This window comes from Sphingomonas sp., from assembly GCF_965200135.1.
Lineage (GTDB): Bacteria > Pseudomonadota > Alphaproteobacteria > Sphingomonadales > Sphingomonadaceae > Sphingomonas.
In genome coordinates, this window is record NZ_CBDATK010000009.1 from 243,225 (window position 1) to 266,391 (window position 23,167).

Sequence of the window (23,167 nt, forward strand, 5' to 3'; positions counted from 1 at the left end):
GGTAATGCCACCCCGGCGCTCGTGACGAGTGCCGGGGTGCGCTACTCCGGATCGACGGGAACGCCGCTCTTCGCCTTTGCGGTTCGGATCGTGAGCGAGGTCTTGACGCTCGCCACGTTGGGGGCGGCGGTCAGACGGGTGGTAAGCAGCGTCTGGAACCCGCTCAGGTCGCGGGCCACGATCTTCAGGATGAAGTCGATCTCGCCGTTGAGCATGTGGCACTCGCGCACCTCCGGGATCGCGGCGACGTGGCTTTCGAACGCGGCGAGGTCGTGCTCGGCCTGGCTCTTGAGCGACACCATGGCGAACACGGTGATCGGATAGCCCAGCCGGGTCGCGTCCAGGTCGGCATGATAACCGCGGATCGCGCCGCCGTCCTCCAGCGAGCGCACCCGGCGCAAGCAGGGCGGGGCGGTCAGCTCGACCCGCCTGGCCAGTTCGACATTGGTCATGCGGCCATCGTCCTGAAGCATCGCCAGGATTTGCCGATCGATCCGATCGAGCATCATCATCGTTCCTCCATGTCGACCGATCCTGTCCATTCCCGCGACTGCCTTGGTATTATTATTACGCCCAAAGGCAATCGTCCCACATCGTGACGGTCGCAAATGCGGTGTTCCGCCGCGCGGACGGCAACGTTAATGCCGTGTTGACCGCGACGGGAACGGGGTGTCGGGGAGGGTACGTCTTGCGCTTCGACGACAGTCTGACGACCGTGCTTGCCGCCGACGCGCAGTCGGGCTTCGGCGCACAGGCGGCGTGGCGACAGCTCGCCGACCTGATCGGACGCCACCGCGTGGCGGAGGTCGACGCGGCCATCGCGCGACTGAAGCTGCTCCGCGACCGGGTGCCGATCGCCGTCCGCGTTGCCAGCGCGCGCGTGATGGCAACGGGCGATCTGCCGGAGGCCTTGGTCGCATTGTTCGCCGAGGACGAACCCGCCGTCGCCGCGCCGGTGCTGCGTGCCGCGACGCTGCGTGCCGACGAATGGCTGGCGCTCTTGCCCCGATTGGGTCCTGCGGGGCGTGCGGTGTTACGCGCGCGCCGCGACCTGATGCCGGAGGTGGTGCGCGGGCTGGCGAGCTTCGGTTCGACCGACTTCGTGCTTGGGCATGACGGACCCGTCGACGCGGCGCGATCGGCGGGCCAGATCATCACGCCAACGCCGATCGCCGGGGTCGATGGGCTGGCGCGCACCCGGCCGGTCGAAGCAGAGGCGCCGCGTTCGCGTGCGGGGCCGTCGGGCTTTGAGATCGCCGATCTGGTCGCCCGCCTCGACGCTTTCCGCCGAGACCGACCCGAGGCGCCTCCCCCGGTCGTCGCGCCTCCTCCCTCCGACCGGTTCGATTTCCACACCGATGCGGCGGGCGTGATCCGTTGGGTTGAGGGAGTGGCCCGCACGCCGTTGATCGGGGCGACCTTTGCCAGTGGGCGAGGACAGGGCGCGGCGACGCTGGATCGCGCGGCCGGAGAAGTGCTGCACGCGCGGGCGCCGTTCCGTGACCTCTGCCTGCAGGTGGAGGGCGACTCGAGCGCCGCCGGAACGTGGAGCCTTGCCGGTCTGCCCCGTTTCGATCCCGCGACCGGGCAGTTCACCGGCTTCGCCGGCTCCGGTCGGCGTTCCCGCGCCGACGCCGTCCCGACCCCTGCCGTCGACGCCGCCGACTCGCTGCGTCAACTCGTTCACGAGCTGCGGACGCCTGCCAACGCCATCACCGGTTTCGCGGAGATGATCGGCACCGAGCTGCTCGGCCCGGTGCCGCCGGTCTACCGCGAGCGGGCGTTGCTGATCGAGAGCGAAGCGGCGGCGCTGGTCGGTGCCATCGACGATCTCGACACCGCCGCAAGGTTGCAGGGTGAGGCGCTGGACCTGCGTCCGGGGCCGATCGATCTCGTCGTGCCTTTGGCGGCGGCAGTCGCGGCGTTGCACCCGCTCGCGACAGCCAGAGGCGTGTCGCTGATCGCGGACCCGAGCGAGCCGGCGATCGTGCTCGCCGACGATCGTGCCGTCGCACGGCTGCTTGCGCGCCTATTGACTGTCGCTGTCGCAAGCGCCGAGACGGGCGAGCACCTGCGCGTTCAGATCGTGCTCAAGACCCGCAACGTGAGACTTCACGTCACGCGGCCGCGCGGCCTTAGCGTAGAGGGGGACGATGCGCTGCTCGCGATCGCACCGTCGGGGGCGGCCGGGACGGGGGACGGCGACCCATTGCTCGGCCTTGCCTTCACGCTGCGGCTGGTGCGCGATCTGGCCGGGGCGCTCGGCGGATCGCTGGCGATCACGCCGGATCGCTTGACTTTGCGGTTGCCCGCCGCCGTAACCGCCAGGATGGAGCGGGCGACGACACGGTGACAGCGAGGGGCGCGGGTGTTCCGCGCGGCCATCGAAGTTACGTTCCGGCACCGGGCCCGCCGGTGCGTTGGCCGAATGATTTCGGCACCCGCTTCACCGTATTCGTCGACGTCGAGGAAGAGTTCGACTGGTCGGCGCCGCTCGATCGCGCGCATCGGGCCACGACCGCGATGCGCGCCTTTCCGGCGGCGCACGCGCGTTTCGCCGACGCGAGCGTCGGGCTGACCTGCATGGTGGATTACCCGATCGCCACCGACCCGGCGGCGATCGACATCCTGCGCGCGGTGCAGGCCGACGGCCGTTCCGCGATCGGGGCGCAGCTTCACCCCTGGGTCAATCCCCCGCACGAGGAGCAGGTCGGCGCGTTCACCAGCTTCCCCGGCAACCTGCCGCGCGCGTTGCAGGAAGCGAAGCTGGCGGCGCTCACCGACGCGATCGAACAGGCGTTCGGCGAACGTCCGGTCGCGTTTCGGGCCGGCCGCTACGGTCTCGGCCCCGACACCTTCGCGCTGCTGGCGGCGGCGGGTTATCGGCTCGATAGCTCGGTGCGGCCGGGTTATGACTACCGGGGGGAGGGCGGGCCGGACTTCCGCCGCTCGGGCCAGCGGGCCTGGCACACGACCGGACTGGTCGAGCTCCCGCTCACCACCGTCTTCACCGGTCGGCTGCGCACCGGCGGCGCGGCGCTCTATGCGGCGCTCGATCGCCTGCCCCGTGGCCGTGGCATGTTTTCCCGAGCGGGGCTGCTGACGAGGGTCGCGTTGACGCCCGAGGACATGCCGATCGCGGCGGTGCTGGAGGCGATTGCGGTGGCGACCGGCGAGGGGCTGCCGCTGCTCGCCTTCTCCTTCCACTCGCCGTCGCTGGTGCCGGGGCACACGCCCTACGTCCGCGATGCGGCGGACTTGGCGACGTTTTGGCGGTGGTGGGATCGCGTGCTCGACCGGCTGGATCTGCTCGGCATCCGCTCCGCGTCGCTCGCGGAAATCCTCGCCGCTGCCGAGCCGCATGCGTTACCTCTTGCGATCAAAGACCGCTGACCGCATGGGCATGTATGTCGGGGAGTGGCGCAGCCTGGTAGCGCATCTGGTTTGGGACCAGAGGGTCGCAGGTTCGAATCCTGTCTCCCCGACCACCTGTCTCGGGATTCGAGACGGTAGCGTCCCATAGCTGGCGGCGGGTATGCGTGGTGGGCCCGGCAGGACTCGAACCCGCAACCTAGCCGTTATGAGCGGCCAGCTCTAACCATTGAGCTACAGGCCCACGCGCACCTCGTCGTTAGCCGAGCGTGTGCGGAAGCGAAAGGCTGAGGCTATCGCAGGTTCTGCACCTGCGCGTCCGCCGCATCACCGACGTTGCGGCGGGCGGCGTCCAGTTCGTCGGCGGCGTTCCGCATCGCATCGGCGGCATTACGGTCGGCGGCACCGTCCGCCATCGACGACAGGTTCGCCGCTTCGTTTCGCAGCGCAGCCTCATAGGCTTGCGCGTTGTTCTCGACGCTTTCCGCCGCGGGCGAGGAGCGGTCGCATGCCGACACGAAGACCAGGCAGGCCAGTGCTACGAACTTCATGTCGACGTCCTTCGCGCAAAACGAAGGCGGCGCCCGCACCGGCCGGACCAAGGTCCGACCGGCACGAACGCCGCCATGGAACCCAACGGGTGCGCTACTTAGTGCGCGCCCATCATGTTGCCGGTCGCGACGTTCGCCGCAGTCGCCGGGTTGTTGGTCGCACCGGTGTCGGTCGCGTCGGCGGCGTTGTCGGCCATCGCATGCTGGTTGTCGGCGACGTTCTGGATCGCGTCCTGACCGGCTTCGGTCGTGGCGTTGTCGGCCATCGCGTCGTTCGCGTCGGCGGCCGCTTCCAGGTTCTGGGCGGCAGGGTTGTCGTCATGCTTGTTGCATGCGCCGAGCGTCAGCAGGCTGGCGGCCGCAACCGCGAAAGCAATCTTCTTCATCCAAGTGCTCCTAAAGGCATCAAGGCGAACCGGCCCCCGCGCCGCTCGCTGAACATGGGATTACCGTAATGTGGCGGAAGGTCAATTCCCAATCGTTCGATAGGATATGATTTCGCCTCAATTCGCCGCATTTTTGCCTCATTTGCGCGGCGTGACGTTGCCGATGTCTTCCGACGCGTTTGCAACGACCGCCAGCATGGCCGTCCAAGCCGCTACATTCTGCCGTAATTGCGCCGGGTCGATCCGTTCCAGCGTGTCGTCGGGCGTATGGTGCGTGTCGAAATAGCGCAGCCCGGACTGGTTGAGGTCGACCGAGCCGACGCCGAGCGCGATCGTCGGTCCGACGTCGGTGCCGTCGCCCCCGATGCCAGCACCGCGCGAGATGCCGAGCGGGGCGAGCGCGGATTGCAACCGATCGGCCACCGCCTTCGCGCTGTCGGGCAGGTTGACCTCGAACCGCCAGACGCGGTCGGCTCCGAAGTCGCTCTCCTGCGCGGTGGCGTGGCGCTCGCGGCCGTGGACGCGCGCATAGTCGATGCCGCCATAGCCGCCCGGCTCCTCCGCCCCGAACCAGACGACGCGGATCGTGCGTCGCGGGCGGGGTCCGTCGAGCAGCCGCTTCGCCGCCGCCGTCGTGATCGCGACACCGGCGCCGTCGTCGATCGCGCCGGTCCCCAGATCCCAGCTGTCGAGATGGCCGCCGATCAGGACGATACCGGCGCGCGGGTCGGTGCCCGGCACCTCGGCGATGACGTTGCCCGACTCGCCCTCGCCGGCGAAGCGCGGGGTGAGCGTGAGGTGGAGCGTGATCGGCTTGCCCCGGTCCGCCATGCGTTCCAGCAGCAGCGCATCGCTGACCGACAGCGCGGCGGCGGGGATCGGCTGAACGCCCGGCGGCCAGTTGGTGCCGCCGGTATGCGGGTTGCGGTGCGCGTCGGTGCCGATCGAGCGGATCACCACGGCCAGTGCGCCCTTGCTCGCCGCCAGCGCGGGCCCCACGAACCGCGCCGCGCCGTTCGAGCCGTAACTGGACCCGTCCTGCGTCGGCTCCATGGCGTTGCCGACATAGGCGATGCGTCCCTTCAGGCTCCCGGCCGGCGCGTTGGCGAGGTCGCCATAGGTGCGGAACACCGTCACCGGCGCGGTCAGGCCCTCGGCCGGCGTCGCGCCGGAGTTGCCGAGCGCGACCAGTTGCAGCTTTTGCGGGAACGGCGAGATCACCTCCGCGCGTTCCTCGCCGCGCAGCCACACGGGCATGCGGAAGGTCTCGATACGGACGTTGCGGAAGCCGAGCGCCTTCAGCCGCGCGACCGCCCAGGTCCGCGCGCGCGCCTCCGCCTCCGTCGCCGCGAGCCGTTGCCCGATCTCGGTCGTCAGGCCCTCGACGATGTCATAGGCGAGCGTGTCCTCCAGCGCCGCGTCGCGCAGCCGCGCGACGGCGGGATCGACGCGCGCCGGCACGGGGGGCGCGGGCCGCTGGGCCACGGCGGGGGCTACGGCAGTGGTGGCGAGCAGCAGGGCGGCGGCGATGGCGGGGTGGTTCATGGCGCCGGTCTACGCATCGCCGGCACCATTGCCAACAGCACCGCCGCGACCGCTTTCGGACAAGCGAAAGGCCGCGGCGATCGTCTCGCCGAGGCCTCTTGCCGTCATCGCATCGGGGTTCAGGCGGTGGCGAGGCCACCCACCGAGCGGCGACGGCGCAGGCTGCCGCCGACCGCGCCGAACCCGACGATCATCAGCGCCCAGGTCGCCGGCTCCGGCACCGCACCGGCCAGGCTGATGCCGTCGATGAACGAGGTGCTGTCGGTGCCATTGTAATCGCCGACGAACCCGATCGTGTAGGACTGGCCGGCGACGAGGCGGAACGAGGACGAGGTCTGCGCCGTGAAGGTCTGGCCGGCCGTGGTCTGACCATCGGTCAGGCCGTTGAAGATGTTGAACCCGTTGAACGACGCCACATAAGTATGCGGGCCGTTGTAGCCGCCGCGCGAGCGTCCGGCGTCGAGGAAGCTCAACGCGAAGGTGCCGGTCGTGTCCGCCGTGAACGTCTGGAACAGCGAGCCGCCGCCCTGAATGAAGCCGTGATAGTCGCCGACCGTGCCCGGCGCGCCCGGCCAGTCGCCGTTGCTGGCACCGACGAAGCCACCGCCGCCGCCGACCGACGTCCAGCTACCGCCGGCGCAATTGCTGTTCAGATAGCAATAGGAGGTGTTGCCCATCGAGGCACTGCCCTGCGTCTCGAAGCTGCCGTCGACGAGCTGTGCGACCGCAGGCGAGGCGACGAGGGCAGCGGCGAGACCGATGGTGGTGAAAAGCGTCTTCATGATGACCCCCTGAGAACGGCGCTGGCCGGTCCGAATTGTTGATGTCGAGATACCGCGTTCCTAACGATCCGTAAACGCGGCAAATCGGCCACAGTGCGGGTATCGTCCCGTTCTGGCGCAAGCCTATCCCGGTTTGCCAAGCCTCTCGCCGCTCCCTAGATGCGATCCGACATTTCCGCACCTCTCGCACCCGGAGCAGCGACCGTCATGGCCGTCCAGTATACCTACGTCATGAAGGGTCTGACCAAGACCTTCCCCGGCGCCAACAAGCCCGTGCTCAACAACATCCACCTTCAGTTCATCCCGGGCGCGAAGATCGCGATCATCGGGCCGAACGGGTCGGGCAAGTCGACGCTGATGAAGATCATGGGCGGCATCGACACCGAGTTCCAGGGCGAAGCCTGGGCGGCCGAGGGGCTGCGCGTCGGCTACCTGCCGCAGGAGCCGCAGCTGGATAATTCGAAGACGGTGATCGAGAACGTCCGCCTCGGCGCCGGGCCGGTGGTCGGCATGATCGAGCGCTTCAACGCGATCTCCGCCGAGATGGGTGATCCCCAGGACGACACCGACTTCGACGCGCTGATGGAGGAGATGGGCGACCTTCAGGCAAAGATCGACGCCGCCGACGGCTGGTCGCTCGACAGCCAGCTGGAACAGGCGATGGAGGCGATGCGGTGCCCGCCGTCGGACTCGGCCGTCACCAACCTGTCGGGCGGCGAGAAGCGCCGCGTCGCGCTGGTCCAGCTGTTGCTGGAGAAGCCCGACATCCTGCTGCTCGACGAGCCTACCAACCATCTCGACGCCGAAAGCGTCGCGTGGCTGGAGAACTTCCTCAAGGAGTATCAGGGCAACGTCATCCTCGTCACCCACGACCGCTACTTCCTCGACAACGTCGTCAACTGGGTGCTCGAACTCGATCGCGGCCGTTACTACACCTATGAGAGCAACTACTCCGGCTATCTGGAGAAGAAGGCGAAGCGGCTGGAGCAGGAGGAGCGCGAGGAGCAGGGCAAGCAGCGCGCGATCGCCGACGAGCTGGCCTGGATGCGTCAGACTCCCAAGGCGCGTCAGACCAAGTCGAAGGCCCGCATCCGAGCCTTCGACGAGCTGATGGAAAAGCAGGAGAGCCGCGTCGCCGGCAAGGCCGCGATCCTGATCCAGCTACCCGCGCGGCTCGGCGGCAAGGTGATCGAGGCGAAGGGTCTGACCAAGGCCTATGGCGACAAGCTGCTGTTCGACGGGCTCGACTTCATGCTCCCGCCCGGCGGCATCGTCGGCGTGATCGGTCCGAACGGCGCGGGCAAGTCGACGCTGTTCAAGCTCATCACCGGTCAGGAAGTCCCGGACAGCGGCACGATCGAGGTCGGCTCGACGGTCAAGCTCGGCTATGTCGACCAGAGCCGCGACGACCTCGATCCGGACAAGAACGTCTGGCAGGAAATCTCGGACGAGCTGGAAATCTTCCGTTTCGGCAAGCAGGAGATGGGGACGCGCGCCTATGTCGGCGCGTTCAACTTTCGCGGGCCGGACCAGCAGAAGAAGGTCGGTCAGCTATCGGGCGGTGAGCGCAACCGCGTTCACATGGCCAAGATGCTGAAGGAGGGCGGCAACGTCCTGCTGCTCGACGAGCCGACCAACGACCTCGACGTCGAGACGCTGCGCGCGCTGGAGGAGGCGCTGGAGACCTTCGCGGGCTGCGCGGTGGTCATCAGCCACGATCGCTTCTTCCTCGATCGCCTGTGCACGCACATCCTGGCATTCGAGGGCGACAGCCATGTCGAGTGGTTCGAGGGCAATTACGAGAGCTATGAGGAAGACAAGCGCCGCCGCATGGGCGACGCGGCGGACCGTCCGACGCGGCTGGCGTACAAGAAACTGACGCGGTGACGGGCGGAGGCGAAGCTACTCGCATCAGGCACGCAGCGGTTGCGACGAGGTCTCCTCGAAGGCTGCCGCAATCATAGCGTGGTCGTGCGGATCGACAGCTCGGGCTTTGTGATTGAGGCAATGGGTTGCCCAAAGGGAATGTCGTCTCGTTCTGAATAGGTGTGTGCGGACGGCGACCACATCCGGTGGATCATCTGTCCGGTCACGTCTACGACCCAGTATTCGGGGATGCCGCCAGCCGAGTAGCGCATCGCCTTGCTCCCGAGGTCGTCTTCCAGCGTTGTTGAGGAAACCTCGACCAGCAGGGGCACGGAACTGCCGGGCACCGGGCCATCGCCTGTCGCTTCTGAGGTAAGCAGGATGTCTGGACGCGGCATGTCCGTATCGGAGATCGCGATGCTTCCCTCCGTGCCCACGAAGTACGGGAGGCCGGCATCGTCTACGGCGCGGCGGAGCAGATAGAGAAGCTCAGATTTGATACGAAAATGCGGTCGCCATTCAGGGCTCAAGACGAACACCTGTCCATCGACCAGTTCCGTTTCCTGATGTCGGAAGCTGCCCTTCTCATGCAGCATGACATAGTCCGCAATACGCAAGCGGTAGCGTGCCGGTTGGTTGGCGTTTTCCGCTGTTGGTATTTTGATCCGAACCGGCGCGTTCATATCGGTACCTTAGCAGCTTTGGGCACGCTCCGCATCACCGCACCCGTTTCACCCACAACCCATTCTCGCGCCGCTCGACCTGGAACTGGTCGACCTTCTCGATCAGGTCGCTCAGCTGCTTGAATCCGTAATTCCGCGCGTCGAAGCTGGAGCGGTTACCCGCCAGCTGGCCCATCGCGGACAGGCTGACATAGCCCTTCGCGTCGCGTTTCACCGAGTCATAGGCGTCGATCAGCAGCTTCACGAGCTCCGGATCGTCGGCCAGCCGCTTGGCGCGGATCGGCGGGGGCAGGGTGTCGGCCAGCGTGCGGGGGTCGTCGTCCGCCTCGGGCGGCGGGGCGGGGGCGGCGACCGGGGTGCGCGCCGGCGCGGGCTTGTCCTCGCCCCGCGCCGCGACCAGCAGCGCGCCGACGTCGATGAACCGGCTACAGGCGTTCTGGAAGGCGAGCGGTGTGCGGCTGGTGCCGAAGCCATAGACCTCCAGCCCGTCCTGCTTCAGCCGCATCGCCAGCGGCATGAAGTCGCTGTCCGACGACATGATGCCGAAGGCGTCGACCCGGCCGCGATACAGCAGGTCCATCGCGTCGATCGTCATCTTCATGTCGGTCGCGTTCTTGCCCTTGGTCAGGTCGAACTGCTGCATGGGTTCGACGCCATAGCGGACGAGCTGATCGCGCCACCCGCCGAGCGCCGGTTTGGACCAGTTGCCATAGGCGCGCCGGACGTTGACCGTGCCCAGCTCGGCCAGCACCGTCAGCACCGGGTCGAGTGCGGCGGGCTGCGCGTTGTCGGAGTCGATCAGCAGGGCGACATTGCGGGAGGCGCTGGGCCGGGAAGTATCGGGCATCGCCGCTCCCTGCCCGCCGAACGCGGCCCGTGCAACGAGGACCTGACCCGGTCAGGCCGAACGGCGCTCATCGGACCGAAATGACCGGCGGCGCAGGGGGCTTGGTCAATCCGGATAGGCGATCGCGGTGACCTGATACTCGCGTTCGCCAACGGGCAGCGTCACGCGGCGCAGGTCGCCGACCGCCGCACCGCGCAGCGCCCTGGCGATCGGCGCGCTCCAGCCGATCCGCCCGTTGCCCGTATCCGTCTCGTCGTCGCCGACCAGCGTCAGGACGCGCTCCTGCTCGTCGTCGTCGATCAGCGTCACGCACGCGCCGAACCACACGCGCGTCCGGTCGGACGCCTGCGCGGGATCGACGACCCTCGCCGCCTTCATCCGCTTCGACAGCGAGCCGAGGCGCCGGTCGATCTCGCGCAGCCGCTTCTTGCCGTAGAGATAGTCGCCGTTCTCCGACCGATCGCCGTTGCCCGCCGCCCAGCTGACCACCTCGACCAGTTGCGGTCGCTCGGTGCCGAACAGCTGCTCGTATTCCGCGCGCAGTGCCGCATAGCCGGCGAGGGTGATGTAGTTGGGGCGGTCGGTCATCTCTCTCTCGTCACCGCGGTCTTGCCCCGGTAGAAGAAGAAGCGGGATCCGGGGTCGAGCCCGGGATGACGAGGGCTAGGACGGCCGCCGCCCCAGATACCAGCTGAGGTTCGCCGGCCCCCGGCTGATCGCGCGGTCGGGGCGCATCAGGTCATAGACGACCGCATTCTCCAACACGCGCTGGACATAGTTGCGCGTCTCCTGGATCGGGATCGCCTCGACCCAGTCGACCATGTCGATCGTGCCCGTGCGCGGATCGCCGTTGGCGCGCAGCCATTTGTTCACGTTGCCCGGCCCCGCGTTATAGGCCGCGATCGTCAGCGGATAGCTGCCGTAGATGCCGTAGACCCGGCGGAAGAAGCCCGCGCCCAGCTTGATCGACAGATCGGGATTGCCGGTGAGCTCGGCGGGTTGATAGCTGATCCCCATCTTGCCCGCCTGCTCGCGTGCGGTGGCTGGCATCAGCTGCATCAGCCCGCGCGCGCCGGCATGGCTGATCGCGGTGCGGTTGAACTGGCTCTCCTGCCGCGCGATCGCGTGGATGATCGTCCAGTCGCCCTCATAGCCGAACGGCACCGGCACCGTCGGAAAGCCCGTCGCCGAATAGTCGCTGAGCCCGTTGAGCAGCGCGCTGCGCCCGACCATCACGCCGAGATCGGGTCGTTGCAGCTCACGCGCCAGGTTGGCGGCGAGCAGATGGTCGGTGTCGCTCTTCGCCAGCAGCGCGATCTGGCGGACGAAGACCGTCTGGTCCTCGTGCAGCCCCAGTTTGCCCAGGAACCGCACCGCCCGCACGATCTCGCGATTGCCGAACGCCAGCTTGGTCATCGCATCCACCCGCTGCGCCGCGACCGGCGGCGGCGCCACCAGCGGGCGACCGAGATGCTCGTTGGCGAGCTGGCCGTAATAGGCGTCGCGATACGCCGCCGTCGCCGCCCACAGCCGCGCCGCATCGGCGCTCAACCCCGCCCGCTCCGCCGATCGCGCCGCCCAGTAGAGTCCCTTCGATCGCGTCGAGGGCGTCGGCGTACCGTGCGCGTAGCGGTCGAAGAGCGTCATCGCGTCCGCCGGGCGCCCGACCTTCAGCGCCGCCTGCGCCGCCAGCCAGGCGAGGCTGGTATAGTCGTCGCGCTCGCCATAGCTTTTCGTCGCGACGTCGGTGCCGGGCGGGTAGGCACCGTCGACCTGCCGCGCGATGTCGTAGGCGACCTGCCACTGCCCGTCCGCCGCCGCCCCGCGCGCCGCCGTCAACAGCACCTCGAAATATTCTTCCGGATTGCCGGGCAGCACCGTCAGCCTTCTCGCCTGTGCCAGCCACGTCCGCGCGCTCGGCCCCGCGCCGCTGTTGCGGAGCCATGTCGCCTTGTCCGCGACGAACCCCGCATCGTCGCCGAAGCCGGCCGAGGCCGCCAGCGCCGACGCTTCCGGCGCATTGGTGCGGAACGCCAGCCGCGCCGCGAAGGCATCCCGCCGGTCGGCCGCGACCAGCGGCAGCACGCGCGCCGCCGCGCCGGTCGATCCCGCCCATAGCAGCGTATCCGCGCGCACCGCGTGATCGGCCGGGGTCAGCTGTCCGGCGAAGCTGGTCAGCACGAAGCTCTCGTCCGCCGCCGCCAGCCCGCCGCCGCGCCACGCCGCGCGCGCTGCGGTCGCGGCGCCGACCGGATCGCCCGTCGCGAGCAGCGCGCGCGCCAGCGCGACGCGGCCGGCGCCGGTCAGCGGCGGGAACGCGATGAAATAGCGCGCCACGCTGCCGGGCGACGCAGCGCCGGCCTTTGCCTCGGCAGCGCGCCGGATCGTCGCCTCGTCGGGCCAGCCGGGATGGGCGAGCAGGAAGCCGGCATAGCTGTCGAACGGTAGCTGGCTGGTGTCGCGCACCGCCCGCCATTGCGCGATCGCGGCGGCGATGGCGGTATCCGGCGCGACGGCGACGGCCACCGGCTGAACCGGCGACACGACGCCCTCGCGCGCGCTGTCCTGCACCCCCGACGCGCCGATCGCGGCCAGCGCGGCGGTCAACAATCCGGTCTTCAGCGTGTGTGCGAACATGTGGACAGGATACGGACCGCGCCCGTATCTGTCCTGAACAAAATAGGGCGACTTTCTCGATGTTCTCCGGCTCCATTCCCGCGCTCGTCACCCCGTTCGAGGCGGACGGCAGCTTTGCGGAGGCCGCCTTCCGCGATCTGATCGAGTGGCAGATCGCCGAGGGCTCGTCGGCGCTAGTCGCGTGCGGCACGACGGGCGAGGCGGCGACGCTGCCCAAGGACGAGCATTTCGCCGTCGTCCGTATCTGCGTCGATCAGGCACGGGGCCGGGTGCCGGTGATCGCCGGCGCCGGTTCCAACGACACCCGCGTCGCGCAGGAGAACCTCGCCGCCGCGCATGCCGCCGGCGCCGACGCCGCGCTGATGGTGCCGCCCTATTACAACCGCCCCAGCCAGGACGGCATCGCGCAGCATTTCGCGGCGCTGGCGGCGTCGTCGCCGCTGCCGATCCTGCTCTACAACGTGCCGGGCCGCACCGTCACCGACATCCTGCCCGCCACCGTTGCCCGCATCGTCGAGGCGAGCCGTGACGTGTTCGTCGGGATCAAGGACGCCTCCGGCGCGATCGCCCGCATCTCCGATCACCGCGCGGCGCTGGGCGCGGACTGGTGTCAGCTGTCGGGCAACGACGATCTGGCGCTCGCCTTCAACGCGATGGGCGGGGTGGGGTGCATCTCGGTCAGCGCCAACGTCGCCCCGCGCCTGTGCGCCGACTTTCAGACCGCCTGCGCGGCCGGCGACTATGCGATCGCCCGCGCCCTCCACGACCGGCTCTTCCCGCTCCACTCCGCGGTGTTCACCGACGCCTCGCCCGGCCCGGTGAAATATGCGCTCAGCCGCGTCCGCCCGGACATGCCGTGCGGATTGCGCCTGCCGATGACGTGGCCGTCCGAGGCATCGCAGCATGCGGTCGACGCCGCGCTGGCTAGGCTGGAGCAGGCATGACTAGTTTTCCGCAAGCGATCCGCCACTGCCTTCGCCGCCTCGGGACGTTTCGAGGCCGCGACACCCGATCGCAGTTTTGGTTCTTTGTCCTCGGCCTCGTCATCGCACAGCAGGTTGGCAGTGCCGTCGTGATGGTGCCCCTCATGTTCCTGCATTTCGGCGATGCCGGCCTCGCGGCAGACGCGACGGCGTCGGCGGACGGGTTTGCTTCGATAATGAGTTGGTTCGTGGTGATCGCACTGGCGCTGCCGGTTCTGGCTGTCGCCTTACTTGCTGCCGCCATCGTCAGGCGTCTGCACGACCGGGGATTGTCCGGATGGTGGGGCGTCATGCCCTTACCATTTCTGGTGCTCGGAGCGGCGGGCATGTACCGCTTATTTTCTTCTTTCGGTACTGATGGGGCGGATGTTGACCAGCAAACGTTCGCGATGGTCCTCCTGAACAACGTACTTTACCTGCTGACACTGCTCGTGCTTGTCATCTTGCTCATCAAGGAGAGCGACCGTGGGCCGAACCGATACGGTCCGCCCGCGCCGCAGGAGTTCTGACCCATGGCTTCCCTGCTCCGCGATCACCTGACCCGCCTCGCCGACTTTTCGGGCCGCGAGAACCGGCAGCCCTTCTGGCTGTGGATACTGGCCGTCTATCTCGCGCAGATGGTGGTCGGGGTAGTGCTCGCCTCCGTGCTCATGTCGCGGATGATGACGGCGATGCAGCCGTTGATGGGGCAGGATCAGGTCTATATCGACCAGCATCCGGAACTTGCGGCGCAGGTGATGATGGGCGTCATGGTGCCGCTCATGCGCGGCATGCTGATCTTCAGCATCGCCATCGTCGTGGTGAACCTGATGCTGGTCGGCGCGGCGGTGGTGCGGCGGCTGCACGACGGCGATCGTTCGGGCTGGTGGGCGTCGCCGGTGCTGGTGTTGCAGGTCGCGATGCCGATCGCCTACCTCGTCATCATGCCGCGCTTCCTCGGCATGATGGGCTCGTTCGGGCAGGAGACCTCACCCGATCAGGTCAACGCCGCCATGGCATCGATCATGCAGGCGTTCATGCTGGTCTGGCTGCTCGGGATGATCGGCGCCGTGCTCACGCTCGGGCTGATCGTGCTGCTGGTGCTGCGCGGCACGGTGGGGCCTAACCGCTATGGCGACGACCTGTCGCCGCCGCCGGCGCTCGTGCCGGTGCCGGAATACCGGCCCGCGCCGCCGGTCGGACAGCCGCAGCCGGCGGCCCGCATCGTACGCGCATCCGACACGCCGCCGACCGCGCCCTGAAGTCGCCGCATTGCCGGGCGACACTGCGATGCAGGGAGGGCAGGGCATGCCGGTCGTCATTCTCGTCCAGGCCGTCGCGGGACCGTTCCTGCCGGCGCCGTCGCGACCACGCGGCGATGCGCCGTGTCCACCGCCGTCGGCCGACGGCGAGGTGGTGGTCTGCGCCCGCGATCAGGAGCGCTACCGCCTACGCACGCCGCCGACCGTCGACGGGCGCGACGGTCCGCCGCGCGCTGCGGTGCGCGTCTTCGGTGACGCCAAGCTGGGCGCCGAGGCCGAGCAGGGTCGCGACGCGCAGGGTGGCCCGATCAATCGGATCATGGTCCGGCTGAAGGTTCCTTTCTGACGCTTTCGTCCTTTGCCGATCGTCCCTACATGCTGCCACCTATGGCCCGACCCAAACCCGTCACGTTCGACAAGAAGAAAGTCGTCGCCGAGAACCGGCGCGCGCGGTTCGATTATGCGGTCGACACCGTCTACGAAGCGGGGCTTGTGCTGACCGGCACCGAGGTGAAGTCGTTGCGTGGCGGCGAGGGGTCGATCGCCGAATCCTATGCTGACATCCAGGACGGGGCGGTGTGGCTCATCAACGCCAACATCCCCGAATATAATTTCGGCAATCGCTTCAACCATGAGGCGAAGCGGCCGCGCAAGCTGCTGTTGCACGTCCGCGAGATCAACAAGCTCCACGGCGCGGTGGCGCGCGACGGCATGACGCTGGTGCCGCTGTCGGTCTATTTCAACGGCACCGGTCGCGCCAAGGTGGAGCTGGCGCTCGCCAAGGGCCGCAAGGCGCACGACAAGCGCGAGCACATCAAGGAGCGCGAGTGGAAGAAGGAAGCCGGGCGGGTCCTGCGTGAGCGCGGCTGACCCGGCGCTGCCCGCCGGCGGGGTCGCCGGGTGGGTCCGCCGTCACATCCCGACGCGCGAGGCGATCGAGCGCAACCGCTGGCTGCGGCCGGTCGCCAGGTACATCCTGTTGCCCAGCCTGTGGCGCTTCAACCGGCGCTCGGTGCCGCGCGCGGCGGCGGTCGGCACGCTGTGCACCGTGCTGTTCCCCTTCGCGCACATGCCCGCAGCCGCGCTCGCCTGCGTGCCCGCCCGCGCCAACGTGCCGCTCGCGGTCGCGATCACGTTGCCCGCGACGTTCCTGTTCGGCCCGATCGGCTATCTGGCGCTTCAGATCGGACGCTGGGTGCTGCGCGTCGACCGGCAAGTGCCGGGGCGGCCGGTCGCGACCAATCTCCATTTCTGGCAGGGCGTGCTCAACTGGCTGGTCCATAGCGGCCCGGCGATGATCGTCGGCCTGCTGGTGCTCGCGCCGATCTTCGCGGGTGCGGCCTATGCGGTGGCGGCGGCGATCTGGCGGCTGCGGACGGCGCGGCGCTGGCGTAAGCGGCGGCAGCGACACGCTTAATTTGACGGCGCGCGTCGCCCGACTAGAACGGCACGCAATCGACCTCCCCGTCAAAGGACCATTCATGCGCAAGCCGGTCATCGCCGCCCTTCTTCTCGCGTCCGCCGTTTCCACGATCGCCGTGGCGCAGAGCCGCCGCGCCCGCCCCACCGTCGCTCCCGCGCCCGCGGGCCGCCCGACCTACGGCACCTTCGGGGTCGACCTCGCGGGTCGCGATCCGGCGGTGAAGCCCGGCGACGACTTCTTCGATGCGATGAGCGGCAGCTGGTATGCGCGCACCGAGATCCCGGCGGACAAGGCTGCCTACGGCATGTTCAACACGCTGGACGACCTGTCGCGCGAGCGCACGCGCGGCATCCTGGAGGCCGCCGCGCGCCGCCCCGGCGACAAGATCGGCGACTTCTACACCAGCTTCATGGATCAACGCGCGATCGACGCCGCCGGCATCGCGCCGGTGCAGCCCTGGCTCGACCGCATTGCCGGTGCCGCGTCGAAGGATCAGCTGGTCGCGGTGATGGCCGACCTGCAACGGCAAGGCGTCGGAACGCTGATCGGCGCGGCCGTCGGTCAGGACGACAAGGCGCCCGACACCTATGTCGCCGGCTTCTATCAGGCGGGTCTGGGCCTGCCCGACCGCGACTATTATCTGAAGGACGACCCCAAGCTCGCGGACGTGCGCGGGCGTTATCAGGCGTATCTGGCGCAGATGCTCGGCATCGCCGGGCAGCAGGACGGCGTCGCCCGCGCCGCCGCCGTGTTCGCGCTCGAAAAGACGATCGCGCAGGCGCACTGGACGCGGATCGAGAGCCGCGACGCCGACAAGACCTACAACCGCTGGACCCCGGCGCAATTCGCGAGTCAGGCGCCCGGCTTTCCCTGGCCCGCCTATATGAGCGGGCTCGGTTTCGGCGACCGGCCCTTCTATCTCGTCTCGCAACCCAGCGCGCTGACCGGCGAGGCGAAGGCGTTCGCCGACGCACCGCTGCCGGTGTTGCAGGACTTCCTGCGGCTGCGCGTGATGCGCGCCTATGCGCCGTATCTCGCACAGACGATCGACGATGCCAATTTCGGCTTCTACGGCACCGTCCTGTCCGGCGTGCCGCAGCAGCAGCCGCGCTGGAAGCGGGGCGTCGGCGTCGTGTCGGCGGGCATGGGCGAGGCGATCGGACAACAGTATGTCGCGCAATACTTCCCGCCTGCGACGAAGGCCGCCGCCGACCAGCTGGTCAAGAACGTCATCGCCGCGATGGGCGACCGGCTCCGCAATCTCCAGTGGATGGCGCCGGAAACCAAGGTGAAGGCGCTCGCCAAGCTGGCGGCGTTCACGCCCAAGATCGGCTATCCGGACCGCTGGCGCGACTATTCGGCGCTGACGGTGGCGCGAGGCGATCTGGTCGGCAACGTCGCGCGCGCGAACGGTTTCGAATGGAACCGCAACCTCGCCAAGCTCGGCGCCCCGATCGATCGGGGCGAGTGGGGCATGACGCCGATGACGATCAACGCCTATGCCAACCCGACGATGAACGAGATCGTGTTCCCGGCGGCGATCCTGCAACCGCCGTTCTTTGATCCCAACGCCGACCCGGCGGTCAATTACGGCGGCATCGGCGCGGTGATCGGGCATGAGATCAGCCATCATTTCGACGATCAGGGCCGCAAGTACGACGCCACGGGCAAGCTCTCCGACTGGTGGACGGCGAACGATATCGCGCAGTTCAAGCGCTTCACCGACGCGCTGGTCGCGCAATACGACGCCTACGAGCCGCTGCCGGGCCAGCACGTCCAGGGTGGGCTGACGCTGGGCGAGAACATCGCCGATCTGGCGGGGCTGACGGTGGCGCTCGACGCCTATCACCGCTCGCTGAACGGTCGCCCGGCGCCGGTGATCGACGGCACCACCGGCGACCAGCGCTTCTACATGGGCTGGGCGCAGGTGTGGCGGGTCAAGACCCGCGAGGCGGCGCTGCGGTCGCAATTGTTGAGCGACCCGCACTCGCCGGGGCATCAGCGCGTGCTGACCGTCCGCAACCTCGATCCCTGGTATGCGGCCTACCGCGTCGAGCCGGGGCAGCGGATGTACCTGAAGCCCGCCGACCGCGTCCGCATCTGGTGACCGCTTTCCCTCTTCCTCCAGGGAGAGGGAAGGCTTGACCGCGAGGTCCAATCCGCCCGAAGCAAGCCCATGGCCACCGCCGCCCGCTCGCTGACCCCCACCCGCACCGCCGCGCTGATCGCCGTCGCCACCGGCATCCTCGCCGCGCTGGCGACGCTGTGGGCGATCGACAGCCCGATCGCGGCGGCGGGGTTCGCCGCCGCCGCGCTGGTCATCGCAGGCGCGATCGCCGCATGGCGGCTGCTCGCCCCGGTCAAGGCGGGCGAGCAGATCGGCGACACCGATTGGGCACTCGCCCGCAGCCTCGCCGCCGCCAGCGACGACGCGATCGCGGTGACCGACCGCGCCGGTCGGCTGGTCTGCGCGAACGACGCCTGGGCGGAGCTGTTCCGTGGCTTTCCGACCCCGCCCGGCGTGCCGTTGGACGAGGCGGGCGTCGCCGCACTCGGCACCGCCGGCCGCAACGCCTGGCGCGATGGCGAGGGCAGGGCGGGGGGGCTGACGCTCGACGGCCGCCGCCTCGCCGCCACCGTCATCCGTGCGGGCGACGCGGGCGACCTGCTGGTCTGGCGCTTCGCCGTCACGGCGGCCGAACGGGACCTCGGCGGCGCGCTCACCGCGCTGATCGCCGGCCCGGCGGGCGAGCGACTGGGCGCGAATGGCGTCATGGCGGCGCTGATCGACGCCGACGGGCGTGTCCGTATCGCCAACGCCGTGCTCGCGCAGCGCGCGCTCGGCGGCACCGCCCCCGATCTGACGGGTCGCGACTTCGCGCACCTGCTCATCACCGACAGCCGCGGGCTGGTCCGCTTCGAACGCGAAGGGCTGGAGGGCACGCCGCTGCGCGTCATCCAGCTACCGGTGCTCGACGGCCCGATGCCCAACGGCGAGGACCCGCCGCTGCTGGTGGCGCTGCTCGACGAGGACGAGGCGGCGCAGCCCGCGATCGGCGGCTCCGCGTCGGCGCATGTCCGCAGCCTGGTGTCGCTGATGCCGTTCGGCATGGCGCTGGTCGACCGCGACGGCCGCTTCCTCCAGATGAACGACGCCTTCGCCCGCGCCGCGCAGGTCGATCCGGCCGCACCGCCGATCTATCCCGGCGACCTGGTGACGCGCGAGGACAAGGCCGCCGTCGCCGACGCCGTCCGCCGCTTCGCCGGTGGTGCCACCCACTCCACCGACATGACCGTCCGGCTGAAGCCGCATCCCGACGAGCCGGTGGCGCTCACCATCGCCGGCGCGCGCGGGCTGGGCGATGCGGCGGTGCTGCTGTCGCTCAAGGACAATTCGGTCGAATCGCGCCTCAAGCGCGAGGTCGCGCAGGCGACCAAGATGCAGGCGGTCGGCCAGCTCGCGGGGGGCGTCGCGCACGATTTCAACAACATCCTGACCGCGATCATCGGTCATTGCGACCTGATGCTGATGCGCCATTCGCCCGGCGACAGCGATTATGACGACATTCAGCAGATCAGGACCAACTCGAACCGCGCCGCCGGGCTGACGCGCCAGCTTCTCGCCTTTTCGCGGCAACAGACGCTGCGCCCGCAGGTGTTGCAGCTGCCCGACGTCGTGGCGGAGGTCTCCAACCTGTTGAAGCGCCTGATGGGCGAAACGGTGAAACTCAACGTCGCGCACGGCCGCAACCTCGGCCCCGTCCGCGCCGATCCGGGCCAGCTGGAACAGGTCGTCGTCAACCTGGCGGTCAACGCCCGCGACGCGATCGTGCAGCACGATCCGCGCGGGGGCGGCACGCTGACCATCCAGACCAAGGCGGTGTCCGCCGCCGACGTCCGCGCGCTCGGCAACGACGTGCTGCCGCCCGCCGACTATACCGCGCTGATCGTCACCGACACCGGTGCCGGCATCCCGCCCGACATCATCGCCAAGATCTTCGAGCCCTTCTTCACCACCAAGGAGCTGGGCAAGGGCACGGGGCTGGGCCTCTCCACCGTCTACGGCATCGTCAAGCAGTCGGGCGGCTGGATCTTCGCGGAGTCGAAGCCGGGGCAGGGGGCGAGCTTTTCCATCTACCTGCCCGTCCACGCCGCCGGCGCGCCCGTCCGCTCGACCGCCCGCGTCGCACCCAAGCCATCGGAGACCTGGGGCACCGGCACCGTGCTGCTGGTCGAGGACGAGGAGATGGTCCGCGCCGTCGCCGAGCGCGCGCTGGCGCGGCAGGGCTACAGCGTCCTCACCGCCGAAAACGGCGAAGCGGCGCTGGAGCTGCTCGCCACCAGCGGCCGCCCCGACCTGCTCATCTCCGATGTGGTGATGCCGACGATGGACGGGCCGACGATGGTGGCCCGCGTGCGGGAGAGCTATCCGGACCTGCCGGTGATCTTCATGTCGGGCTATGCCGAGGAACAGCTGCGCAAGTCGATCGACCTCGACAACGTCGCGTTCCTGCCCAAGCCGTTCTCGGTCCAGCAGCTTGCCGAAGCCGCGAAGGAAGCGCTGATGCCGCTGCCGGGCGCAGGCGGAGAACAGCCGGTAGTCGAGCCGCTGCCGACCGTCGCGTAGCGCACGGCCGAAGCCCGGCGTCACGACGATCGACGCCAGCCAGCCGCGACCGACGACACGCGGTAATCAGTTGGACTTGCACCGAACTCCCGCTAACAGGCAGTCATGACGGGGCCGCAACAGATCCTCATCGTCGAGGACGAACCGCTGATCGCAATGATGCTCGAAGACTTCCTCGAGGTGCTCGACAAGCAGGCGTGCGGGACCGCGGACAATGTCGCGAGTGCGCTGGAGCGGGTCGAGCAGGGCGGCATCGATGCCGCGATCCTCGACCTCAACCTGCGCGGCGGCGAGCGCAGCATCCCGGTCGCGGAGGCGCTCGCGGCAAGGGGGGTGCCTTTCATCTTCGCCACCGGCGGCAGCGACGACGCACTGGACGCACGCTTCAGCGACCGCCCGCGCCTGACCAAGCCCTTCACGATGGACAGCGTCCAGAAGGCATTGGCCAGCCTCTGAGGCTCGCGCAACCTTGCCGGTCCCCGAACGCTTGAACCGCCAGGCGTCGAGGAGCGGGTGAATGACGGTTGAGCTTTCGGATCGGGTCGCGATCGTCACCGGGGGAGAGTCCGGGATCGGGGCCGCCTGCGTCGCCGCGCTGGTCGCGGCCGGCGCCCGCGTCGCTTTCACCTATTTTCGTGACGAAGCGGCGGCGGACGCCGTGCGAGACGCTGCCGGCGGTGCCGCGCTGGCGTTGCCCGTGCAGTGCGACGTCGCCGACGAGGCTGCGGTCGAGGCGCTGTTCGCGACCTGCGAGCGGTCGTTCGGCACCGCGACGCTGCTCGTCAATTCCGCGGGGCTCAACATGAGCGGCGTCCACATCGTCGACATGGCGCTGAGCCAGTTCGACCGAGTGATCCGGTCCGATCTCTACGGCCCGTTTCTGACCTGTCGCCGCTTTGCCCAGGCGCTGACGAACAAGAAGCTCGGCGGTCGCATCGTCAACATCTCGTCGATCCACGAGCGCGCCCCGCGCCCCGGTGGCGTCGACTATGATTCGGCGAAAGGCGGGCTGTCACAGCTCACCGCCACGCTGGCGCTCGAACTGGCGCCGCAGCAGATCGCGGTGAACGGCGTCGCTCCCGGTATGATCCTGACGCCGATGAACGAGCGGGCGACGCAGGACGAGGCGTATCGCCGGTCGCTCGAAAGCAACATCCCCTGGGGCCGGGCCGGTCGCGCGGACGAAGTGGCGGCACTCGTCGCCTTCCTGCTGTCGCCCGCGGCCGATTACATCACCGGCACCACCGTGACGATCGACGGCGCGCTGTCGCTTACCGTCGCGCAGGGCGCCTGACCCGGTGCCGACCTATGCCGTCGAGCAGCTCGATACCGTCACCATCGCGTCGAGAACGCCCCTGGACGGCATGGACCTGATGAGCCCGTTCGTGTGGAAGGAGGGCGATCGCTATCGGATGATGGTGCGCGGCGTCCCCGATCCGCTCGGTCCCACCGATCCGACCGGGCTGATCGCGTGCGGCGAGAGCAGCGACGGGCTGAACTTCACGCTCGACGCGAAGCTGGCGGTGGCACCCGGCGCCGATCCGGCTGACGCGGACGGCGGCGGCTGCGAGGACCCGACCGTGGTCCTGACGGACGCGGGGTACGTCGTCTATTACACCGGCGTCGACGCGAAGCGGACGCAGGGCGTGATGATCGCCGCATCGGGGCCGACGCTGGAGACGCTGGTCAAGCGCCGCGTCGCGTTGGCCGCCCCGGCGGGGGAGGGCAACATCAAGGAGGCGACGCTGGTGCAGACGCCGGCGGGCGACTGGCGGCTGTTCTACGAATATGCGGCGCTGTTCGATGGTGGCGTCGGCGCGTCGCGGGTCGGCGTCGCGCGGGCGGGCGCGCTCGGCGAGGACTGGGAGTCGATCGCCGATCCGTTTCCGACACGCGAGGACAGCTGGGACAACTGGCACCTCTCGACCGGCCCGATCTGTCGGCTACCCGGTGTCGACCCGGTAATGTTCTACAACGGCGCGACGCTGGACGCGCGCTGGCGGATCGGCTGGATCAGTTTTTCGGAAGACTATTCGCGAGTCACGGGTCGTGGCCTCGAACCGCTCATCCTGCCGCCGCCGCCGGCCGATCGATCCAAAACCGATATCGCGTTCGCCGCCTCGACCGTGATCGAGGACGGCGGGATCAGCCTGTACTTTTCGTTGGAGGACCGCATCCTGCGGCGCGCGCGCATCCGCTACTACGCCTGAGGGCCGCGCCTCTC

Annotated in this window: 23 protein-coding genes and 2 tRNA genes; 15 read left to right on the forward strand and 10 right to left on the reverse strand. The window is 68.9% G+C overall.

The genetic code is table 11. The features are described 5' to 3' along the window. Window positions 1-41: 41 nt before the first annotated feature. A complete protein-coding gene (locus ACOFKS_RS12660) occupies window positions 42-509 on the reverse strand; it encodes an Lrp/AsnC family transcriptional regulator (RefSeq protein WP_419809667.1) in 468 nt (155 codons plus the stop codon). Between the two features lie 86 nt (window positions 510-595). On the opposite strand from ACOFKS_RS12660, the gene ACOFKS_RS12665 reads away from it, so the two are divergent. From ACOFKS_RS12665 to ACOFKS_RS12675, 3 genes are all read left to right on the forward strand, one after another. After that, on the forward strand, window positions 596-2,353 hold the full coding sequence (locus tag ACOFKS_RS12665) for a sensor histidine kinase (RefSeq protein WP_419809608.1): 1,758 nt from the start codon (window positions 596-598) through the stop codon (window positions 2,351-2,353). A 62-nt stretch (window positions 2,354-2,415) separates the two neighbouring features. Continuing rightward, window positions 2,416-3,393 (forward strand): polysaccharide deacetylase family protein, encoded by a 978-nt coding sequence (locus ACOFKS_RS12670; protein ID WP_419809609.1) that lies wholly within the window; start codon window positions 2,416-2,418, stop codon window positions 3,391-3,393. Between the two features lie 18 nt (window positions 3,394-3,411). Next, a tRNA-Pro gene (locus ACOFKS_RS12675) sits at window positions 3,412-3,488 on the forward strand. 52 nt (window positions 3,489-3,540) lie between these two features. Here ACOFKS_RS12675 and ACOFKS_RS12680 read toward each other — a convergent pair. From ACOFKS_RS12680 to ACOFKS_RS12700, 5 genes are all read right to left on the reverse strand, one after another. Further along, a tRNA-Ile gene (locus tag ACOFKS_RS12680) sits at window positions 3,541-3,616 on the reverse strand. A gap of 49 nt (window positions 3,617-3,665) precedes the next feature. Then, window positions 3,666-3,923: a hypothetical protein gene (locus ACOFKS_RS12685; protein ID WP_419809610.1), complete on the reverse strand. Its 258-nt coding sequence runs from the start codon at window positions 3,921-3,923 to the stop codon at window positions 3,666-3,668. Window positions 3,924-4,021: 98 nt separating this feature from the next. Continuing rightward, window positions 4,022-4,309, reverse strand: coding sequence for a hypothetical protein (locus tag ACOFKS_RS12690; protein ID WP_419809611.1), 288 nt, complete (start codon window positions 4,307-4,309; stop codon window positions 4,022-4,024). A gap of 138 nt (window positions 4,310-4,447) precedes the next feature. Continuing rightward, complete coding sequence (locus ACOFKS_RS12695; RefSeq protein WP_419809612.1) at window positions 4,448-5,854, reverse strand: M28 family peptidase; 1,407 nt, start codon at window positions 5,852-5,854, stop codon at window positions 4,448-4,450. 119 nt (window positions 5,855-5,973) lie between these two features. Then, window positions 5,974-6,636 (reverse strand): PEPxxWA-CTERM sorting domain-containing protein, encoded by a 663-nt coding sequence (locus ACOFKS_RS12700; protein ID WP_419809613.1) that lies wholly within the window; start codon window positions 6,634-6,636, stop codon window positions 5,974-5,976. Window positions 6,637-6,843: 207 nt separating this feature from the next. On the opposite strand from ACOFKS_RS12700, the gene ettA reads away from it, so the two are divergent. Beyond that, complete coding sequence (ettA, locus tag ACOFKS_RS12705; protein ID WP_419809614.1) at window positions 6,844-8,523, forward strand: energy-dependent translational throttle protein EttA; 1,680 nt, start codon at window positions 6,844-6,846, stop codon at window positions 8,521-8,523. 71 nt (window positions 8,524-8,594) lie between these two features. Here ettA and ACOFKS_RS12710 read toward each other — a convergent pair whose 3' ends face one another. The 4 genes from ACOFKS_RS12710 to ACOFKS_RS12725 form a co-directional block, all read right to left on the reverse strand. Next, window positions 8,595-9,185, reverse strand: a complete 591-nt coding sequence (locus ACOFKS_RS12710) for a Uma2 family endonuclease (protein WP_419809615.1) — start codon at window positions 9,183-9,185, stop codon at window positions 8,595-8,597. Window positions 9,186-9,219: 34 nt separating this feature from the next. Next, complete coding sequence (locus ACOFKS_RS12715) at window positions 9,220-10,032, reverse strand: NYN domain-containing protein (protein ID WP_419809616.1); 813 nt, start codon at window positions 10,030-10,032, stop codon at window positions 9,220-9,222. Between the two features lie 105 nt (window positions 10,033-10,137). After that, window positions 10,138-10,620, reverse strand: a complete 483-nt coding sequence (gene greB, locus ACOFKS_RS12720) for a transcription elongation factor GreB (protein WP_419809617.1) — start codon at window positions 10,618-10,620, stop codon at window positions 10,138-10,140. A 75-nt stretch (window positions 10,621-10,695) separates the two neighbouring features. Beyond that, window positions 10,696-12,669 (reverse strand): lytic transglycosylase domain-containing protein, encoded by a 1,974-nt coding sequence (locus tag ACOFKS_RS12725; protein WP_419809618.1) that lies wholly within the window; start codon window positions 12,667-12,669, stop codon window positions 10,696-10,698. 59 nt (window positions 12,670-12,728) lie between these two features. Here ACOFKS_RS12725 and dapA point away from each other — a divergent pair, with 59 nt between their 5' ends. The 11 genes from dapA (at window position 12,729) to ACOFKS_RS12780 (ending at window position 23,153) form a co-directional block, all read left to right on the forward strand. After that, window positions 12,729-13,613, forward strand: coding sequence for a 4-hydroxy-tetrahydrodipicolinate synthase (gene dapA, locus ACOFKS_RS12730; RefSeq protein ID WP_419809619.1), 885 nt, complete (start codon window positions 12,729-12,731; stop codon window positions 13,611-13,613). Beyond that, window positions 13,610-14,161 carry a DUF805 domain-containing protein gene (locus ACOFKS_RS12735; RefSeq protein WP_419809620.1) on the forward strand — a complete coding sequence of 184 codons (552 nt, stop codon included), beginning with the start codon at window positions 13,610-13,612 and terminating at the stop codon, window positions 14,159-14,161. Before dapA ends, ACOFKS_RS12735 begins: the two co-directional genes overlap by 4 nt. Before the next feature lie 3 nt (window positions 14,162-14,164). Next, window positions 14,165-14,893, forward strand: coding sequence for a DUF805 domain-containing protein (locus tag ACOFKS_RS12740; RefSeq protein WP_419809621.1), 729 nt, complete (start codon window positions 14,165-14,167; stop codon window positions 14,891-14,893). Between the two features lie 46 nt (window positions 14,894-14,939). Beyond that, window positions 14,940-15,239, forward strand: coding sequence for a hypothetical protein (locus ACOFKS_RS12745; RefSeq protein ID WP_419809622.1), 300 nt, complete (start codon window positions 14,940-14,942; stop codon window positions 15,237-15,239). A gap of 41 nt (window positions 15,240-15,280) precedes the next feature. Further along, on the forward strand, window positions 15,281-15,763 hold the full coding sequence (smpB, locus tag ACOFKS_RS12750; RefSeq protein ID WP_419809623.1) for an SsrA-binding protein SmpB: 483 nt from the start codon (window positions 15,281-15,283) through the stop codon (window positions 15,761-15,763). Next, window positions 15,750-16,310 carry a DUF2062 domain-containing protein gene (locus ACOFKS_RS12755; protein WP_419809624.1) on the forward strand — a complete coding sequence of 187 codons (561 nt, stop codon included), beginning with the start codon at window positions 15,750-15,752 and terminating at the stop codon, window positions 16,308-16,310. The genes smpB and ACOFKS_RS12755 overlap by 14 nt, the downstream gene beginning before the upstream one ends. A 64-nt stretch (window positions 16,311-16,374) precedes the next feature. Next, window positions 16,375-18,423 carry a M13 family metallopeptidase gene (locus ACOFKS_RS12760; RefSeq protein WP_419809625.1) on the forward strand — a complete coding sequence of 683 codons (2,049 nt, stop codon included), beginning with the start codon at window positions 16,375-16,377 and terminating at the stop codon, window positions 18,421-18,423. 69 nt (window positions 18,424-18,492) lie between these two features. Further along, the gene (locus tag ACOFKS_RS12765) at window positions 18,493-20,943 is read left to right on the forward strand and encodes a response regulator (RefSeq protein ID WP_419809626.1); all 2,451 of its coding nucleotides are present in this window, start codon (window positions 18,493-18,495) and stop codon (window positions 20,941-20,943) included. 105 nt (window positions 20,944-21,048) lie between these two features. Continuing rightward, window positions 21,049-21,399, forward strand: a complete 351-nt coding sequence (locus ACOFKS_RS12770; RefSeq protein ID WP_419809627.1) for a response regulator — start codon at window positions 21,049-21,051, stop codon at window positions 21,397-21,399. Between the two features lie 61 nt (window positions 21,400-21,460). Next, on the forward strand, window positions 21,461-22,237 hold the full coding sequence (locus tag ACOFKS_RS12775; RefSeq protein WP_419809628.1) for an SDR family NAD(P)-dependent oxidoreductase: 777 nt from the start codon (window positions 21,461-21,463) through the stop codon (window positions 22,235-22,237). Between the two features lie 4 nt (window positions 22,238-22,241). Then, a complete protein-coding gene (locus ACOFKS_RS12780) occupies window positions 22,242-23,153 on the forward strand; it encodes a glycosidase (protein WP_419809629.1) in 912 nt (303 codons plus the stop codon). Window positions 23,154-23,167 lie beyond the last annotated feature (14 nt).

Bases quoted from the DNA above. Each gene is read 5' to 3' on its own strand.
- ACOFKS_RS12660 (WP_419809667.1), bottom strand. From the start codon at position 509: ATGATGCTCGATCGGATCGATCGGCAAATCCTGGCGATGCTTCAGGAC.
- ACOFKS_RS12760 (WP_419809625.1), top strand. From the start codon at position 16,375: ATGCGCAAGCCGGTCATCGCCGCCCTTCTTCTCGCGTCCGCCGTTTCC.
- ACOFKS_RS12685 (WP_419809610.1), bottom strand. From the start codon at position 3,923: ATGAAGTTCGTAGCACTGGCCTGCCTGGTCTTCGTGTCGGCATGCGAC.
- ACOFKS_RS12725 (WP_419809618.1), bottom strand. From the start codon at position 12,669: ATGTTCGCACACACGCTGAAGACCGGATTGTTGACCGCCGCGCTGGCC.
- ACOFKS_RS12700 (WP_419809613.1), bottom strand. From the start codon at position 6,636: ATGAAGACGCTTTTCACCACCATCGGTCTCGCCGCTGCCCTCGTCGCC.
- ACOFKS_RS12695 (WP_419809612.1), bottom strand. From the start codon at position 5,854: ATGAACCACCCCGCCATCGCCGCCGCCCTGCTGCTCGCCACCACTGCC.
- ACOFKS_RS12770 (WP_419809627.1), top strand. From the start codon at position 21,049: ATGACGGGGCCGCAACAGATCCTCATCGTCGAGGACGAACCGCTGATC.
- ACOFKS_RS12765 (WP_419809626.1), top strand. From the start codon at position 18,493: ATGGCCACCGCCGCCCGCTCGCTGACCCCCACCCGCACCGCCGCGCTG.
- ettA (WP_419809614.1), top strand. From the start codon at position 6,844: ATGGCCGTCCAGTATACCTACGTCATGAAGGGTCTGACCAAGACCTTC.
- ACOFKS_RS12690 (WP_419809611.1), bottom strand. From the start codon at position 4,309: ATGAAGAAGATTGCTTTCGCGGTTGCGGCCGCCAGCCTGCTGACGCTC.
- ACOFKS_RS12740 (WP_419809621.1), top strand. From the start codon at position 14,165: ATGGCTTCCCTGCTCCGCGATCACCTGACCCGCCTCGCCGACTTTTCG.
- ACOFKS_RS12715 (WP_419809616.1), bottom strand. From the start codon at position 10,032: ATGCCCGATACTTCCCGGCCCAGCGCCTCCCGCAATGTCGCCCTGCTG.
- dapA (WP_419809619.1), top strand. From the start codon at position 12,729: ATGTTCTCCGGCTCCATTCCCGCGCTCGTCACCCCGTTCGAGGCGGAC.
- greB (WP_419809617.1), bottom strand. From the start codon at position 10,620: ATGACCGACCGCCCCAACTACATCACCCTCGCCGGCTATGCGGCACTG.
- ACOFKS_RS12745 (WP_419809622.1), top strand. From the start codon at position 14,940: ATGCCGGTCGTCATTCTCGTCCAGGCCGTCGCGGGACCGTTCCTGCCG.
- ACOFKS_RS12710 (WP_419809615.1), bottom strand. From the start codon at position 9,185: ATGAACGCGCCGGTTCGGATCAAAATACCAACAGCGGAAAACGCCAAC.
- smpB (WP_419809623.1), top strand. From the start codon at position 15,281: ATGGCCCGACCCAAACCCGTCACGTTCGACAAGAAGAAAGTCGTCGCC.
- ACOFKS_RS12735 (WP_419809620.1), top strand. From the start codon at position 13,610: ATGACTAGTTTTCCGCAAGCGATCCGCCACTGCCTTCGCCGCCTCGGG.
- ACOFKS_RS12775 (WP_419809628.1), top strand. From the start codon at position 21,461: ATGACGGTTGAGCTTTCGGATCGGGTCGCGATCGTCACCGGGGGAGAG.